The organism is Halorubrum sp. Ea1 (genome assembly GCF_002252965.1).
GTDB lineage: Archaea > Halobacteriota > Halobacteria > Halobacteriales > Haloferacaceae > Halorubrum.
Genome location: NZ_NHPG01000119.1, coordinates 43,184 through 58,770, shown reverse-complemented (window position 1 = coordinate 58,770; position 15,587 = coordinate 43,184). Strand labels below are relative to the sequence as shown.

Genomic DNA, 15,587 nt, shown 5'->3' with positions numbered 1-15,587 from the left:
CCTCACGCCTCCCCAGCCTCGCGGCTCCCTTCGGTCGCCGCGTCCCTCGCGCGTGCTCCTCGCGCCCGCTGGGCGCTCGGAGGCACGCGCCGACCGCAACGTTCGTTTATAAATGAGCGACCGTCTCTGACCCGGCTCCCCCTACGCGGTCGGCAGCTGGATCTCCTCGCCGTCGGCGTAAACGGTGGGGTTCCGGAGGATCCCGTCGAGGTGGATCGGGGCGTCCGTCTCCCCGCCGATCCCCGCGTCGTCGCCGATCGCGATGTGGACCGTGCCGCCCGCCTTCTCGTCGAGCAGGACGGAGCCGACCAGTTCGTCGACGCCGACGTTGGTTCCGATCCCGAGCTCGGCGAGGTTGTACGCGGCGTCGCCGACCGACTCCGCGGCCGCCTCGACGTCGGCGCGGATCGCGTCGTCGTCGATGCTCGTGACGAGACCGTCGTCGACCTCGAAGGCGAGCGTCTGGTCCTCGTCGAGCAGGCCGTGGGGCATCATCGTCCCGTCGACGACGAACGTCCCGGTCGCGGTCTCGGGCGCGACGAACACCTCGCCGGCCGGCAGGTTCGAGAAGTCGCCCGGGTCGCGGACCATCCCGGTGTCGGAGAGCCACTCGCGCTCGCCGATCCCGAACGTGATATCGGTGCCCTCGGGCGAGGTCACGCGCACTTCGTCGGCGCCGGCGACCTGCGCGAGGACGTCGTCGCACGCGGCCTCGATGGCGGCGTAGTCGGCGTCGAGCCCGGTCGCGAACACGTCTTCGGTGATACCCGGAAGCGTCGCGCCGCGGGCGCCGGCGTCGCAGGCGGCCCCCCGAGCGCGGGTGTGGCTGAGGCTCTTCGTCGTCGGCGCGAGGAAGACGTCGCTCTCGGCCATCGCGGCCGCCACGGGCGCGGGCGGCTCGGTCCCGTGCTGCTCGGCCGGCGGGTACCGGAGGACCGTCGCGTCGTCGGTGACGGCGGTCGCGGCCGCGTACAGGGCCGCGCCGATCGGTTCGCGTTCGTCGTCGGTGACGACGACGACCGACTCGTCTTGCGCGACGTTCAGACACTGGTTCACGGCGGTCTCCGCCGCCTCGGAGAGGGTCGGTGACATACGCGATGATCGGTTCTCACGGGCGTTAGGCCTTCGGGTCCGCTTTATTTACTCTCTTACGAAACTCAGTTACATTGTCGGGTCGTCCGAATTTACCGACCCGTTACTCACGCCGTAGTTAATTTCTTGCCAGAATACTCGAAAAGATTATGCCATTACGGAATGGAGTGAACGCCATGATACGCGTGGGCGTCAACGGCTACGGCACGATCGGCAAGCGGGTCGCGGACGCGGTCGCGGCCCAGCCCGACATGGACCTCGTCGGCGTGACGAAGACGACCCCGAACTACGGCGCCGAGGCCGCGATCCGACGCGGCTACGACCTCTACGCGGCGATCGAAGACCGGGTCGGCGAGTTCGAGGACGCGGGCGTCGGCGTGACCGGGACGCTCGCCGACCTGCTCGACGCCGTCGACGTCGTCGTCGACTGCTGTCCCTCCGGGATCGGCGAGCGCAACCGACCGACGTACGAGGCCCACGACGTGCCAGCGGTCTACCAGGGCGGCGAGGACGCCGCGATCGCCGACGCCTCGTTCAACGCCCGCGGGAGCCACGAGGGCGTCTGGGACGCCGACTCGCTCCGCGTCGTCTCCTGTAACACCACCGGGCTCTCCCGACTCCTCGCGCCGCTCGACGAGACGTACGGCGTCGAGAAGGCGCGCGTGACGCTCGTCCGCCGCGGCGGCGACCCGAGCGAGACCGACCGCGGGCCGATCAACGACGTCGTGCCCGATCCGAAGACCGTCCCCTCCCACCACGGTCCCGACGTGAACACGATCCTCCCGGGCGTGGACGTCGACACGGCCGCGCTGAAAGCGTCGGTCACGGCGATGCACACACACAGCGTCAACGTGACCCTCGAGGCGGAGCCGACCGCCGCCGCGGTCGCGGCCCTCCTCGGCGGCGAGGGCCGCCTGTTCCTGATCCCCGAGCGCGCCGGGATCGACGGCGCCGGCGCGCTGAAGGACTACGCCGCCGACGTCGGGCGACCGCGCGGCGACCTCTGGGAGAACTGCGTCTGGGAGGAGTCGATAAGCGTCGAGGGCCGAGACCTCTACCTGTTCCAGAACGTCCACCAGGAGGCCGACGTCGTGCCGGAGAACGTCGACGCGATCCGGGCGCTGGCGACGGACACGCCCCGCGCGGAGTCGATCGCCCGGACGGACGAATCGCTCGGGATCGGCCTCGAAAGCCTGCTCTCCGACGGCGGTACCGGGCGAAGCCCGCTCACGGCCGACGACTGACTCGCTCCGCGCCGGCGACGGCAACTCTCACTCCGACGACGACTCTCACTCCGACGACGGCCGCGTCACGAGAAACGTTCTCCCGCCGCGGCGCTCCAGTGCCACCTCGCTCCCGCGCACGCGGTTCGTACGGACGCGGTCGGCGATCCGGTCCGTTCGACAGTCGGTGACGTCCACGCGCGTCGGCGTCGCGTATCGGGGCCGATCGTGTGTACTCGCGCTCATACCTCAGCGTTCGGGGGGATCGCCCGTATAAGCGAGCCATGCCCGGAGTGAAAGTGAAAGTAAACTCATCGGCGGCGAACGCCGCCGATCCCGGCGGCGCGGACTTACCGACGGAGCCCCGCCTCTTCGTCCCCCTCGACGAACCGGACGGTGAAGTAGTCGTACCCGCCGTAGGCGGCGTCGAGCGCGCCGAGCCACCAGTTCCAGCGCTCGACGACCGAGGAGCCGTCGGGCGCGTCGTCGAGGTGATCGACCACGCCGTCGACGGTGAGCGCGTGCCCGCGGTCCTCGGAGGGTCGACCGGAGTCGGCGAGGTCGCAGGCCGCCCGGGCGACCGCCCGCCGCTCGGCCTCGGTGCCGCCGAACGCTTCCTCCAGCGCGCTCTCTAGACGCGTTCTGTCCATACCCGGTACTAGGAGAGCCGGGTATATGAGTCGCGTGGTAGGGGGTGACACGTCCGGTGTCGACGAGGGCATGCCCGAGGCCGCCTTCAGGGGTTACAGCCGCGCCGCGAGCGCGAGGAAGAGGAGACTGAACGGCGCCGTCAGGAGCGTCAACAGCGCGCCGGCGGCGCCCTCGCCCGTCGCGACGGCCATCGTGACGCCCACGACGAGCGAGGCGGAGCCCAGGATCGCGAGGATGACGCGTTCCGGGACGCTGGCCCGATCGGGACCGTCGCTCCGTGCGAGCGCCTCCTCGATGCCCCGCTCGATGTCGTCCGCGAGCTCGGTCGGGACGAACAGCCACGGGGTCGACCGGTACCACGCGTTCCCGCGGTAGGCGAGCAGGAAGACGGTCGCCCACGGGAGGTCGATCCGCCGCGTTCGGACCACGGCACCGAGGTCGTCCGAGCGCGTTCGGTCGTGGCTCCTGTCCGTCCGCTCGATCGTCCCGGCGGTCGGGTCGAGCCGCAGATCCGTCCCGCGCGAGCCCGCGATCATCGGAAGGAACACGAAGAGCGAAACGAGCATCGGGGCGAACCCCGAGAACAGCGACGGCGAGGCCGAGAACGGACCGGGGCCGATAGCCGCCACCGCCACCGCGAGCACGGCTCCGGCCCCGGCGACCGTCCAACCGGCGCGGAAGCGAGCGGGGTCGAACGAGTAGTCGCCGAACTGCGAGAGGAGCTCTCGGCGCCGCTCCGGCGAGGTCCGGTCGTACGCGACGACCCAGTAGAGCAGCGACATCGGGCCGCCGACGAAGAGGACGACGGCCATCGCCCACGTCGACGGCGGCGGTCCCTCCCCGCCGAGCAGGGAGGCGGCGACGCCGACGCCGACGAACAGCAGCGCGGCGAGGACGAGCCCGCCCGCGGTCACGGTCGCGCCGAGCGCCAGCGAACGCAGGCGCTCGAAGCGGACCGGGCCCCATTCGACGGCGCGATGCGATTCGGCGGCGGAGTCGGTCGCGTCGCTCTCGGCGGCGGAGTCGGGGGTGTCACTCTCGGCGACGGAGCCGGCGGTGTCACTCTCGGCGGCGGAGCCGGCGGCTGCCGAGACCGTCTCCTCGGCCGAGGAGGGCGAATCGGAAGGCACGCCGTGTGTATAGCGCGCTTGATGTGTTAAATCCCGACGCCCGGGCCGTCCCGGCGAATACTTATTCCGCGGACGGCTACCCGAGGGCATGACAGACTGGCACGCCGTCGGCTACGGGTTCGTCGTGATGCTGATCGCCGGGCTGCTCGCGACGTTCGCCCCAGTAGTCGGCCACGTCGGTGCCGGACTGATCGGCGGGTTCGTCGCCGGCTACGTCGCCGGCGGGGGGCTCCTCTCCGGGACGTGGCACGGCCTGCTGGCCGGCTCCGTGAGCGGGGTCGTCGTCACCCTCCTGCTGGCCGCGTTCGGCGGGCTCGTGGGGCTCGCCGGCGGGCCGGTCGGGAGCCTCCTCGGTGGCGCGGGGGTCCTCGTCGTCGGCCTGTTCCTGACGTTCCTGTTCGCGATCGACTCGGCGCTTGCGGGGGCGATCGGCGGCGTGCTCGGCGACTGACCGGATAAATAGAAGCGGAGCGAACGGCGACGCGGTCGCCGGCGTTCAGGCGGACTGCGCCGCGTCGAGCACGGCCTCGTAGTCGGGCTCGTTCGTCGGGTCCTCGGCGACCCAGTCGTAGACGACCTCGCCCGCCTCGTCGAGCACGAAGACGGCGCGATTGGCGATGCCGTGGAGCCCCAGTTCGGCGATGTCCATCTCCAGGTCGTACGCCCGGATCGCGTCGCCGCCCATGTCGCTCACGAGGTCGAACTCGATGCCGTGTTCCTCGCGGAACGCGCCCTGCGAGAACGGGGAGTCCGCGCTGATCCCGAAGATCGTCGCGCCGGCCTCGTCGAAGGCGTCGGCGTGCTCCTGAAACGCGACCATCTCGTTCGTACAGGGCGGCGTGAACGCCCCGGGGAAGAACGCGAGCACGACCGCGCCGTCGCCGAGGTGGTCGTGAAGCTCGAACGGTTCGTGGTCGCTCGTACCGATCTTCGCTGAGATGTCGGGTGCGGTGTCACCAGTAGAAACCATCGGCACGCAATACGTGCGATTCGGTCAAAAGGCTTGCCGCACCCCCGTTCGGATCCGGTACCGCTCGCGCCGCGTCACGCGAGTCCGGAACGGGCATCCGATCCCCCGCTACTTCCGGTCCAGGTACTCCTGTTGAACGGCGACGATCTCGGCCGAGTCCTCGCAGTCGGCGTACCGCCGAAGCGGCTCCTCGTTGAGGTCGAGGAACGTCTCTCCCCACGTGAACTTCGCCATGACTCGCTCCGCGTGGTCGGGCTCACCGAGGATCGCGAGCGCGGCCGCGAACGCCTCCACCGTCGTGAGCCGCATCGGTCGGCCGAAGTTCACGGGGTTGCCGGCGACGAGGTACGGGAGCGCGCGGTGCTCGCCGGGGAGGCTGAACATCTTCTCGCCGGCCGACTCCCACGAGCAGTCCAGCGCGACGAGCGCGTTCTCGCGGGCGAGTTCGGCGTCGGCGGGTGAGAGGGCGCGCTCGGCGTGCGGGTTGAGCACGACCCCGTAGGGAGTCGCGCGGTCCGAGCGGTGCAGCTCGGCGAGGTCGAACCGCGCGAGCTTCCGGGCCGTGCACTTGTCGGGGTCGTCGTCGCCCTCGTACCGGACGTGCAGGTCCACACCCGGCGTTCGCGGGAGCCGCGTATAAGCCGTGCGGACGGGACGAGGCGAAAAAATGTCGCGGCGGTCGTTCCCGCCCGATCACGGGGCGCGAGTCCGCGTCACGAACGGGCCGCGGTTGTCGCTTTCCGGCGGGACGCGCGTTTGCGTCCCGATCGGCTCCGATTCGCCTTCGGTTGTGGGTTCACTCATCGCGGTCAGTGCTCGTGGCCGACCACGTAAATGCGTTCGGCTGAAAAAATCATTATTTCGCATATTTCCTAATATGTGTTTGCTTACTATCTCTAACTTTGCTTATACGTTTTCTAAACACGCTTTCAACTGGACGTTAGGCTGGTTTGTAAAGGCATGACGGGAGACGGATTCGCCGTCGCGGTCTCCACGCTCCGCGGGGTGTCCCGAATACCGTCAAACCGGCCCGGTACCGGCGGGGTTTTTCCTCGTCGCCCCGCAGGAGTCCGTATGGAGCTGTTCGCCGTCCCGGACCTCCCGGAGATCCGGGAGGGAGACGACCTCGCGGCCATGATCGACGAGCGCGTCGACCTCCGCGAGGACGACGTCGTCGTCGTCGCCAGCACCGTCGTCTCCAAGGCCGAGGGACGGACGTTCGACCTCTCCGACTTTCCGGCCGGGCCGCGCGCGAACGAGGTCGCCGACCGGCTCGCGGAGCTCTCGGGCGAGGAGAAGGACCCGCGCTTCGCGCAGGCCGTCATCGAGGAGTCGACGGAGCTCATCATGGAGGCGCCGTTCCTCCTGACGGCGACGCGCTTCGGCCACATCGGCGTCAACGCCGGGATCGACCGGTCGAACGTCCCCGACGGCGACCTGCTGCTGCTCCCGGAGCGCCCCTCCGAGAGCGCGGAGCGGATCCGCGAGGGGCTCGCGGCCGACCGGGTGGTCGTCAGCGACACCTGCGGGCGACCGTTCCGCCACGGCCAGCGCGGGGTCGCGATCGGCTGGGCCGGCCTGCCGGCGAGCCGCGACTGGCGCGGCGAGCGGGACCGCGACGGCCGGGAGATGGGCGTCACCGTCCAGAACGTCATCGACGAGCTCGCCGCGGCGGCGAACCTCGTCGCCGGCGAGGGCGACGGCGGGACGCCGGTCGTCGTCGTCCGGGACTGGACGTTCGGCGACCACGAAGGCTCTGAAAACCACTTCCGCGAGGTCGCGGGCGACTTCGTCCGGCAGGCGCTGCGCGACTGGAGCTACGAGGACAGCTGAACCGGAGCTACGAGGACAACTGACATGCTCGGTATCGAACTCACCCCCGAACACGACCTGCACCGCCTCGTCGACCTCGGCGTCCGCGCCGAGGAGGCCGGCTACGACGCCGTCTACTCGACGTGTCACTACAACAACCGCGACCCGTGGGCGTTCCTCTCGCAGCTCGCGACCGCCACGGAGTCGGTCCGGATCGGCCCGGGCGTCGCGAACCCCTACGAGACCCACCCCGTGACGCTCGCCTCCCGGGTCGCCACCGTCGACGAGCTCTCCGAAGGACGCGCCGTCTTCGGGCTCGGCCCCGGCGACCCCTCCACGCTGGCGAACCTCGGGCTCGCCGACGAGCGCGGGCTCCGCTCCGTGCTGGAGGCGTTCAAGACCGCGCAGAAGCTGTGGGCAGGCGAGCGCGTCGACCACGACGGCACCTTCGACGCCAGCGAGGCGGGGCTCAACTACGAGCCGCCGCAGGGCGCGGACATCCCGATCCACGTCGGCGGCGAGGGCCCGCACATGTGCCGGATGGCGGCGAAGCACGCGGACGGCCTGCTGTACAACGGCTCGCACCCGAAGGACCTCGAGTGGGCCCGCGAGCAGGTCGACGACGGGCTCGCCGACCGGCCGGATCACCGCGGCGGCTTCGACCTGATCGCGTACGCCGCGGTCTCGATCGACGAGGACGAGGACGCGGCCCGCGAGGCCGCCCGACCCCCGGTCGCCTTTATAACTGCGGGCGCGGCGCCGCCGGTGTTGAAGCGTCACGGGATCGACCCGGACGCGGCGTCCGAAATCGGCGAGCGCGTCTCCGCGGGCGAGTTCTCGGCGGCGTTCGACCTGGTGACGCCGGCGATGGTCGACGCGTTCTGCATGGCCGGCTCGCCGGCGACCGTCCGCGAGCGCGCGGCGGCCGTGGCCGACCACGCCGACGGGCTCGTCGTCGGCTCGCCGCTCGGCCCGGACCTGGAGTCGGCGGTCGACCTCGCGGCCGAGACCGTCGACGGCCTCTTTTAACTCCACCCCCGCGCTCCCGCGGTCCGAGAATCGAGAATCGCTCCTGAGAACTCGGGGCAGAGGTTCTTAAGCCGCTTCGGCCCAGTTCGGATCATGTCGAGCGACCGAGAGCGACGCCGGGGAGTTCGCGAGCGGTACGAGGCCCTCCTCTGGGCCACGATGGACCGCCTCGGCGTCTCCGAGTCGATAGAGCGCAAAATCCTGACGGCCGTCGGCATCCAGTTCCTCGTCACCGTCGGCATCTTCCTCACCCCGTTCGTCCTCTCCGGGGCCCTCGCGTCCGCGGTCTCCGGCACGCTGTTCCTCGGGGCGATCGCGGCGATCTACAACACGCTGCTCATCGTGCGCCGGGACTTCGTCGCGCCGCTCCGACGCCTCGAAGCCGGAGCCGACTCGATCGCGGCGGGCGACGTCCGTCGTGACGGGTCCGGCGATCAGGCGGACGAGCCGGTGGGCCGCGATCGTTCTGACGAGCGGGTTGTCCGCGATCGTTCTCACGGACCCGTGGGCCGCGACCAGCCCGACGAGATCGGCGGCCTCGTCCGCTCGTTCGTCGAGGTCGAACGCTACTTGGGGACCGTCTCGGCGCAGGCCGAGGCGCTCGCCGCGCAGGAGTTCGACGACCCGGTCCTCGACGAGGAGGTCCCGGGGGAGTTCGGCGACGCCTTAGACGAGATGGCCGCGAACATGGCGGCGTACACGACAGAACTGGAGTCGGTCGTCGGCGCGTTCGGAGACGCCGCCGAGCGCGCGCAGGCGGGCGACCTCACCGCGACGATCGACGCCGAGTCGCTCGGCACCGACGACGACCGGTACGCCGAGCTCGTCGGGAACTACAACCGACTCGTCGCGACGGTCGGCGAGACGATCGGCGAGGTCCGGTCGTTCACCGAGGGCGTCGCGGCGTCGAGCGACGACGTGCGGGCGAGCATGGACGAGGTCGACGACGCGTCCGAGGAGGTCGCGCGGTCGGTACGGGAGATATCCGACGGCGCGAGCGAGCAGACGGACGACCTGGACGCCGTCTCGGCGGAGATGAACACGCTGTCGGCGACCGTCGAGGAGATCGCCGCCTCCGCCGACGACGCGGCGACGACGGCCCGGAGCGCCGCGGACCGCGGTCGAGCCGGCCGGGAGGAGGCCGCCGAGGCGATCGCCGAACTGGAGGCCCTCGAAGCGCGGATCGGGGAGACGGCGACCGCCGTCGAAAGCCTCGTCGACCGGATCGACGAGATCGACGAGATCGCGGCCGTGATCGACGGGATCGCGGAGGAGACGAACCTGCTCGCGCTGAACGCCTCGATCGAGGCCGCTCGGGCCGACGGCTCCGGCGACGGGTTCGCGGTCGTCGCCGACGAAGTGAAGGCGCTCGCGGAGGAGACCCGGGCCGAGGCGGCGGCGATCTCGGACCGGATCGACGGCATACAGTCGGTGTCGACCGACACGGCGGCCGACGTCGACGCGATGGAGTCGCAGGTGTCCGAGAGCGTCGGCGCGGTCGAGTCGACCCTCCGAGAGTTCGAGGAGGTCGTCGAGGACGTGACCGTGGTCGACGAGACGGTTCAGGAGATCAGCGAGGCGACCGACGACCAGGCCCGGACGACCCAGGAGGTCGTCGACATGGTCGAGGACGTGGCGGCGGTGAGCGGCCAGACCGCGAGCGAGGCCGAGACCGTCGCCGCGGCGGCGGCGCAACAGACCGCGAGCGTCTCCGAGGCGACCGACAGCGCGCACGCGCTCTCCGACCGGTCCGACGAACTCCTCGCGAGGCTCGACGAGTTCGAGGTGCCGGCGGAACCGGTCGCGGGGACGCCGCGGCCGACGGGGTCGGAGTCGGGGACGTCGGCCCGGACGCGGCCGGCCTCGACCGACGACTGAGCCCGGTCGCGACCGCGGTCGACGCCGTCGCAGAGGATCCGGTCGCGACCGCGGTCCACGTCGCCGCGGCGAGTGAGGTCGACGCCCGCTTACTGCTCGGAGCGACCGCGACCGCCGAGCGAGGGGATCTTCACGCCGATCTCCTGTAACAGGGCGCCGACCGCGGCGTAGCCGAGCGCGGCCACGGAGGCGACGATCAGGACCTGCCCGACGAGGACGAGCAGCGCCGAGAGCGGGTCTCCGGCGCCGAGGATGAGGTCGTTCAGGAAGATGTCGAGGAAGCGGCCGATGTCGCCGACGACCCGCGCGACGAAGTCGATGAGCGCGAACATGGACGGGCGTTGATCCGCGGGGTACTTGGGTGTTGAGTTCTCGGCCGCTATCCCTTCGGAATACGGACGGCGCCCCGCTCGGAGGCGGGCCGACGCGACGGCTGCTCCCCGCCGAGTCGGTTCCGATAACCGAACGCCTTACACCGAACGGACACGGACGTGACGGTAATGAACGCGTTGACGGACCTGTTCGCCGAGAACACGCTCCTGTGGGTCCTCACCGGTGTCCTCGCGTACTCCGCGGCCGCGCTGTGGCTCCGGGACCGCGGGATACTGCCGGAGTCGGTCGGCGTCTCCGGTCCGATACTGACCCTCCGCACGCTCCGGGGCCGGGAGTTCCTCGACCGGCTCGCGGCCCCGAGACGCTTCTGGCGCGGGCTCGCGAACCTCGGGCTCGGCGGGGCCCTCGTCGCGATGATCGGGTCGTTCTTCCTGATCCTCTCGTCGGCGGCCTCGGCGCTGAACACCGCTCAGCCCTCCGCGATCCGGCAGCCGCAGAACTTCCTCATCATCCCCGGCGTCAACGATTTCCTGCCGCTGTCGGTCGCGCCCGAGATCGTCGGCGGGCTCGCGGTCGCGATGGTCGTCCACGAGGGCGCGCACGGCCTGCTGTGCCGCGTCGAGGACATCGACATCGAGTCGATGGGACTCGTCTTCTTCGCGGTCCTGCCCGTCGGCGCCTTCGTCGAACCGGACGAGGAGGCGACGCAGGCGGCCTCCCGCGGCGCCCGCGCCCGGATGTTCGCGGCCGGCGTCACCGCCAACACGCTGCTCACGGTGCTCGTGTTCGCGCTGCTGTTCGGCCCCGTCGCCGGCGCCATCTCGCCGGCGCCCGGCTACGCCGTCGGCGAGGTGAACCCCGGTTCGCCGGCCGAGGCCGCGGACCTCGCGGCGGGTGACCGGATCGTCGAGGTCGGCGGCGCGCCGGTCGACACGGCCGCCGAGTTCGAGGCCGCGCTCGCGGACGCGGGCGACACGGTGACCGTCACGGCCGACGACGGCGACGGGGAGCGCACCGTCGAGGTCGAGCGCTCGCTGCAGGCGGTCGGCTCCGCCGGCGGGAACCCCCTCGGCGTGATGATCGCGGAGGCGCCGCTGACCGTCGAGTCGGTGAACGGCGACCCGGTGGCGACCGAGCGCGGCTTCTACGAGGCCGTCGGCGACGCGGAGCGAGCCACGGTGTCGGTGAGGAGCGCCGGCGGCGACGGGGGCAACGCGACGACCGCGGAGATCCCGATCGGCGCCTACGCGCTCGGCGTGCAGGAGGACGGCCCGCTCGACGACGCCGGGGCGGCGCCCGGCGAGCCGCTGACGATCGTCTCGATCGACGGGGAGCGGATCCACGACGCCGGAGACCTCTCGGCGGTCCTCGGCGAGCGCGACCCCGGCGCGACGGTCGAGGTGATCGCCTACGACGCCGCGGACGAGCGGCAGACGTACGACGTCGAGCTGGCCCCGCACCCGAACCGCGACGGCGGGTTCGTTGGCGTCTCGGTGTTCCCCGGATCGAGCGGGCTCGCGCTCGACGACTTCGGCGTCTCCGAGTACCCCGCCGGCGCGTACCTCGAACTGCTCGGCGGCGACGGCGGCGAGGCCGCGGGCGACGGAATGGCGCTCGGCGGCCTGACCGACTCGCCGCTCGGGCTCGTGTTCGTCTCGCTCATCCTCCCGCTCGGCAGTCTCTTCGGGCTCCCGTTCAACTTCGCGGGGTTCACCGGCGACGTGACGAACTTCTTCGTCGTCGACGGGGCCTCCGGCGCGCTCGCCGGCGGGGTCTTCCTGCTCGCGAACCTCCTCTTCTGGACCGGCTGGATCAACATCCAGCTCGCGCTGTTCAACTGCCTCCCGGCGTTCCCGCTCGACGGCGGGCGGATCCTCCGGATGGTCGCCGAGGCGGTGATCAGTCGGATCCCGCTCTCCGACCGGCACGCCGCGGTCCGGACGATCACCGTCTCGTCGGGGCTCGTCATGCTCGCCGGGCTGATCGCGATGGTGTTCGGCAACCAGATCCTCGCGGCGCTCGGGCTGATCTGAGGCTCCGGGACCGCCGGCCGGGCCGGAGTTCCCGCGGTGTCCCCGCCGAAGGGGAAACGGGTTTCTCCGCGGGCCGAAACGGTGCGGTATGAGCCACGAACGCACCGTCGAGATAGAGGGGCACATCATCGACAGCGGGACGATGCAGCGCTGTTTCGGCGCGGTGATGGACCTCGGCGGCTCCTTCGACGTCGAGCGGTTCGACGTGGGAAAACACGAAGATGAGGAGTCCTACTGCCGGATGACGGTCTCGGCCGACGACGCGGAGACGCTCCGGGCGATCCTCCACGAGCTCCACCAGAACGGCGCGGTGCTCGAGAGTCCGACCGACGTTGACCTCGTCGCGGCCCCCGAAGACAGGGTCGTGCCGCCCGACTTCTACTCCACCACGAACCACCCGACCGAGGTGCTGTACGACGGGGAGTGGACCGAGGTCGAGCGGATCGAGATGGACTGCGCGCTGGTCGTGGAGCCGGACGGCGGTCCGAACGGCGAGCCGCGAGCGCACACGAAGGTGCTCAACGCGGTCGAGGAGGGTGACCTGATCGCGACCGACCAGTCGGGGATCCGAGTGCGGCCGCCGGAGCGCCCGCGGAGCGGCGGCGGCGCCTTCGGCTTCATGCAGGGCGGGGTCTCCGCGGAGCGGCCCTCCGAGTCCACCATCCGCGAGGTCGCCGCGGAGCTCCGCGCGGTGAAGCGCTCGGGCGGCACCGTGATGGTCGTCGCGGGGCCGGCCGTGATCCACTCGGGCGCGGGCGACGCGCTCGCGGACCTCGTCGCCGCGGGGTACGTCGACGCGCTCTCGGCCGGGAACGGCTTCGCGACGCACGACCTGGAGCGCTCGCTGTACGGCACGTCGCTCGGGATGGACGTCGAGACGCTCGAACACCCGCGGAAGGGGCACAAACACCACATCTGGACCATCTCGGAGATCATCCGCGCGGGCGGGATCGAACCCGCCGTGGAGGAGGGGATCGTCACCGAGGGCGTGATGTACGAGTGCGTCGAGCGCGACGTCGACGTCGTCCTCGCGGGGTCGATCCGCGACGACGGGCCCCTGCCGGACACGATCACCGACGCCGTCGAGGCGCAGAACGCGATCCGCGAGCAGGCCCACGAGGCCGACATCGTGATCATGCTCGCGACGCTGCTCCACTCGGTCGCCGTCGGCAACTGCCTCCCGTCGACGACGAAGACCGTCTGCGTCGACATCAACCCCGCGACCGTCACCCAACTGCTCGACCGGGGCTCGGCGCAGGCAGTGGGGATGGTCACCGACATCGGGACGTTCGTGCCGACGCTCGCGGAGTTCGTGCTGGAGGACGGGGACGACATCGATGCCGGGAACGGGGGCGACATCGAGGCCGGGAACGGGGGCGATGAGGCGTGAATGTCGCGCTTCGACCGTACGATCCCGCGAGCGACGCCGACGACCTGTACGAGTGTAAGCTCGCCTTCGAGCGCGGGCTCGGCGCGAACACCGGCGGCGACGACAAGGCGGCCGTCTACGAGGGGAAGCTCACCGACGAGTACCGGAAGGAGTGGCTGGCGTGGGTCGAGCGATGCGTCGCCGACGACGAGCGGTGCGTGGCGGTCGCGGTCGACGAGGGGGAGGGCGAGTCGGTCGTCGGCTACGTCTTCGTGCTTCCCGAGCGGCTGGCGATGATCTGGGACGCGGCCGTGATAAACGAGCTCTACGTCGCCCCGGAACACCGCGGCACGGGCGTCGCCGACGACCTGATGGCCGCCGCCGTCGACCTCGCGGGCGACCAGTCGCTCCCGCTGGACCGGGTGGTGCTCGACGTCGACCCCGCGAACGAGCGCGCCCGGGCGTTCTACGACCGCCACGGCTTCGAATCGTGGGGCGAGATGGTCGCGCGACCGGTCGACCGCGACTGAGTCGCGGCCGCGAGACCCCCTTCCGAAGGTACAAGCCTCCCTGCCCGTTCCCCGGATCCATGTACGACATCGGCATCGTCGGCTGCGGCGTGATCGGGACCCGGCTCGCCGCCGCGGTCGACGCCCACGATCGGTACGAGCTCGCCGCGGCCTGCGACCTCGACGCGGACCGGGCCGCCTCCCTGGCGGCCGACTACGGCACGGCGTCGACGGCGACAATGACCGATCACGCGGCGCTCGCGGAGCGAGAGGGGCTCGACGCCGTCTACGTCGGCGTCCCCCCGCTCGCTCACGAGGCGGTGGTCACCGACGCGCTCGACGCCGGCCGACACGTGATCTGCGAGAAGCCCATCGCGGCGGACGCCGAGGCGGGCCGGCGGATGAGCTCCCTCGCCGCGGACCGGGACCTCGCGACCGCGGTGAACCTCCCGTTCCGGTACACGCCCGGATTCGTCCGGCTTCGAGAGCTGGTCGAAGCGGGCGCGATCGGCGACCCGCGCCGGGTCGAACTCCGGTTCCGCTTCCCGCAGTGGCCGCGCGAGTGGCAGGACGTCGCGTGGCTGGAGTCGCGCGAACAGGGCGGCCCGCTGCGGGAGGTCGGGACCCACTTCCTCTTCGGCGTCCGGGAGCTGTTCGGCGCCGTCGACGCGGTGAGCGCGGACGTCGGCTACGCGGGGCCGGACGCGTACGAGGACGACGTCGTCGGGACGTTCCGGGCCGACGGCGTTCGGGGGACGATCGACCTGCTCTGCGACCACGAGGGCGAGGAGGAGAACGTCGTCACGGTCGTCGGGGACGACGGGTCGCTCTCGCTGACTGAGTGGCACCGGCTCGTTCGCGACCGCGGCCGCGAGGGCGAGCGGACCCTCGTCGACGAGCGCGGCGACACCACCGCGGCGCTGCTGACCGAGTTCGCGCGGGCGATGGACGGCGACGGGGGCGACCTCGTCTCCTTCGGGGAGGCGACCCGGGTCCAGGCGGCGCTCGAAGCGATCCACGCGTCGGACGGGGACCGCGTCGCCCTCGACGGCTGACGGCGGACCGGAACCGCAGGACGTGAGAACGCCGGACAGGAGTTATATGCGTGCCGCCGCGACCTTCGGATATGAGCTATCTCGTGGCCACCGACGGATCGACTGAGAGCGATGAGGCGGTCCGGTACGCCGCGCGTCAGGCGGTCGCGTTCTACGAGACCCTCGAGATCGCCCACGTGTTGACGCCGGACTCGGAGCTCGTCGACGGAACGATCGTCCTCCCGGGCGAGGAGGCCGCGGTCGAGGCCGGCCAGAGCGTCCTCGCCAACGCCGAGACGGTCGCCGAGGAGGCGGTCGGCGACGAGTCCATCGACGTGGAGACGCAGCTGCTCACCGGTCGCCCGGCCGACGCGATCGCCGACTACGCCGCCGAGGCGGACGTCAACGCCATATACGTCGGTCACCGGGGGCTGAGCGAGGAGCGCGAGCAGGTCGTCGGCAGCGTCGCGAAGAGCGTCGTCGACAAGGCGGACGTGCCGGTGACTGTGATCCGGTAGCGTCGG

General features: G+C 71.1%; 17 protein-coding genes. 10 read left to right on the top strand and 7 right to left on the bottom strand.

Features of this window, described 5'->3' with window-relative positions; translation table 11 throughout:
• Positions 1-141 precede the first annotated feature (141 nt).
• The gene (locus DJ73_RS15140; protein WP_094527484.1) at positions 142-1,092 is read right to left on the bottom strand and encodes an aminopeptidase; all 951 of its coding nucleotides are present in this window, start codon (positions 1,090-1,092) and stop codon (positions 142-144) included.
• 176 nt (positions 1,093-1,268) lie between these two features.
• Here DJ73_RS15140 and DJ73_RS15135 point away from each other — a divergent pair, with 176 nt between their 5' ends.
• Positions 1,269-2,336 (top strand): type II glyceraldehyde-3-phosphate dehydrogenase, encoded by a 1,068-nt coding sequence (locus DJ73_RS15135; protein ID WP_094522529.1) that lies wholly within the window; start codon positions 1,269-1,271, stop codon positions 2,334-2,336.
• A gap of 45 nt (positions 2,337-2,381) precedes the next feature.
• Here the strand turns inward: DJ73_RS15135 and DJ73_RS15130 are convergent, their stop codons facing one another.
• The 3 genes from DJ73_RS15130 to DJ73_RS15120 form a co-directional block, all read right to left on the bottom strand.
• A complete protein-coding gene (locus DJ73_RS15130; protein WP_094522527.1) occupies positions 2,382-2,561 on the bottom strand; it encodes a hypothetical protein in 180 nt (59 codons plus the stop codon).
• Between the two features lie 104 nt (positions 2,562-2,665).
• On the bottom strand, positions 2,666-2,965 hold the full coding sequence (locus tag DJ73_RS15125; protein WP_094522525.1) for a hypothetical protein: 300 nt from the start codon (positions 2,963-2,965) through the stop codon (positions 2,666-2,668).
• A 93-nt stretch (positions 2,966-3,058) separates the two neighbouring features.
• Complete coding sequence (locus DJ73_RS15120; RefSeq protein ID WP_094558368.1) at positions 3,059-4,096, bottom strand: hypothetical protein; 1,038 nt, start codon at positions 4,094-4,096, stop codon at positions 3,059-3,061.
• A gap of 88 nt (positions 4,097-4,184) precedes the next feature.
• Between DJ73_RS15120 and DJ73_RS15115 the strand changes: the two genes are divergently transcribed.
• Positions 4,185-4,547 (top strand): DUF5518 domain-containing protein, encoded by a 363-nt coding sequence (locus DJ73_RS15115; protein WP_094522521.1) that lies wholly within the window; start codon positions 4,185-4,187, stop codon positions 4,545-4,547.
• Between the two features lie 45 nt (positions 4,548-4,592).
• Here DJ73_RS15115 and DJ73_RS15110 read toward each other — a convergent pair whose 3' ends face one another.
• Both DJ73_RS15110 and DJ73_RS15105 read right to left on the bottom strand, forming a co-directional pair.
• Positions 4,593-5,066 (bottom strand): redoxin domain-containing protein, encoded by a 474-nt coding sequence (locus DJ73_RS15110; protein WP_094522519.1) that lies wholly within the window; start codon positions 5,064-5,066, stop codon positions 4,593-4,595.
• Between the two features lie 108 nt (positions 5,067-5,174).
• Entirely contained in the window at positions 5,175-5,678 is a 504-nt protein-coding gene (locus tag DJ73_RS15105; protein ID WP_094522517.1) for a DUF367 family protein, read from the bottom strand.
• Positions 5,679-6,140: 462 nt separating this feature from the next.
• Here DJ73_RS15105 and DJ73_RS15100 point away from each other — a divergent pair, with 462 nt between their 5' ends.
• The 3 genes from DJ73_RS15100 (at position 6,141) to DJ73_RS15090 (ending at position 9,785) form a co-directional block, all read left to right on the top strand.
• Positions 6,141-6,899, top strand: a complete 759-nt coding sequence (locus DJ73_RS15100; protein ID WP_094522515.1) for a coenzyme F420-0:L-glutamate ligase — start codon at positions 6,141-6,143, stop codon at positions 6,897-6,899.
• 24 nt (positions 6,900-6,923) lie between these two features.
• Positions 6,924-7,907: a 5,10-methylenetetrahydromethanopterin reductase gene (locus tag DJ73_RS15095; protein ID WP_094527480.1), complete on the top strand. Its 984-nt coding sequence runs from the start codon at positions 6,924-6,926 to the stop codon at positions 7,905-7,907.
• Between the two features lie 159 nt (positions 7,908-8,066).
• Positions 8,067-9,785, top strand: a complete 1,719-nt coding sequence (locus tag DJ73_RS15090; protein WP_094558369.1) for a methyl-accepting chemotaxis protein — start codon at positions 8,067-8,069, stop codon at positions 9,783-9,785.
• An 89-nt stretch (positions 9,786-9,874) separates the two neighbouring features.
• Here DJ73_RS15090 and DJ73_RS15085 read toward each other — a convergent pair whose 3' ends face one another.
• Entirely contained in the window at positions 9,875-10,117 is a 243-nt protein-coding gene (locus DJ73_RS15085) for a hypothetical protein (RefSeq protein WP_094522512.1), read from the bottom strand.
• Between the two features lie 168 nt (positions 10,118-10,285).
• Between DJ73_RS15085 and DJ73_RS15080 the strand changes: the two genes are divergently transcribed.
• The 5 genes from DJ73_RS15080 to DJ73_RS15060 all read left to right on the top strand — a co-directional run bounded on the left by DJ73_RS15080 (position 10,286) and on the right by DJ73_RS15060 (position 15,581).
• Positions 10,286-12,151, top strand: coding sequence for a site-2 protease family protein (locus tag DJ73_RS15080; RefSeq protein WP_094558367.1), 1,866 nt, complete (start codon positions 10,286-10,288; stop codon positions 12,149-12,151).
• 88 nt (positions 12,152-12,239) lie between these two features.
• Positions 12,240-13,541 carry a TIGR00300 family protein gene (locus tag DJ73_RS15075; protein WP_094558366.1) on the top strand — a complete coding sequence of 434 codons (1,302 nt, stop codon included), beginning with the start codon at positions 12,240-12,242 and terminating at the stop codon, positions 13,539-13,541.
• Complete coding sequence (locus DJ73_RS15070; protein WP_094522508.1) at positions 13,538-14,050, top strand: GNAT family N-acetyltransferase; 513 nt, start codon at positions 13,538-13,540, stop codon at positions 14,048-14,050. Before DJ73_RS15075 ends, DJ73_RS15070 begins: the two co-directional genes overlap by 4 nt.
• Before the next feature lie 59 nt (positions 14,051-14,109).
• On the top strand, positions 14,110-15,084 hold the full coding sequence (locus tag DJ73_RS15065) for a Gfo/Idh/MocA family protein (protein WP_094558365.1): 975 nt from the start codon (positions 14,110-14,112) through the stop codon (positions 15,082-15,084).
• 71 nt (positions 15,085-15,155) lie between these two features.
• Positions 15,156-15,581 carry a universal stress protein gene (locus tag DJ73_RS15060; protein WP_094522504.1) on the top strand — a complete coding sequence of 142 codons (426 nt, stop codon included), beginning with the start codon at positions 15,156-15,158 and terminating at the stop codon, positions 15,579-15,581.
• Positions 15,582-15,587: the final 6 nt, after the last annotated feature.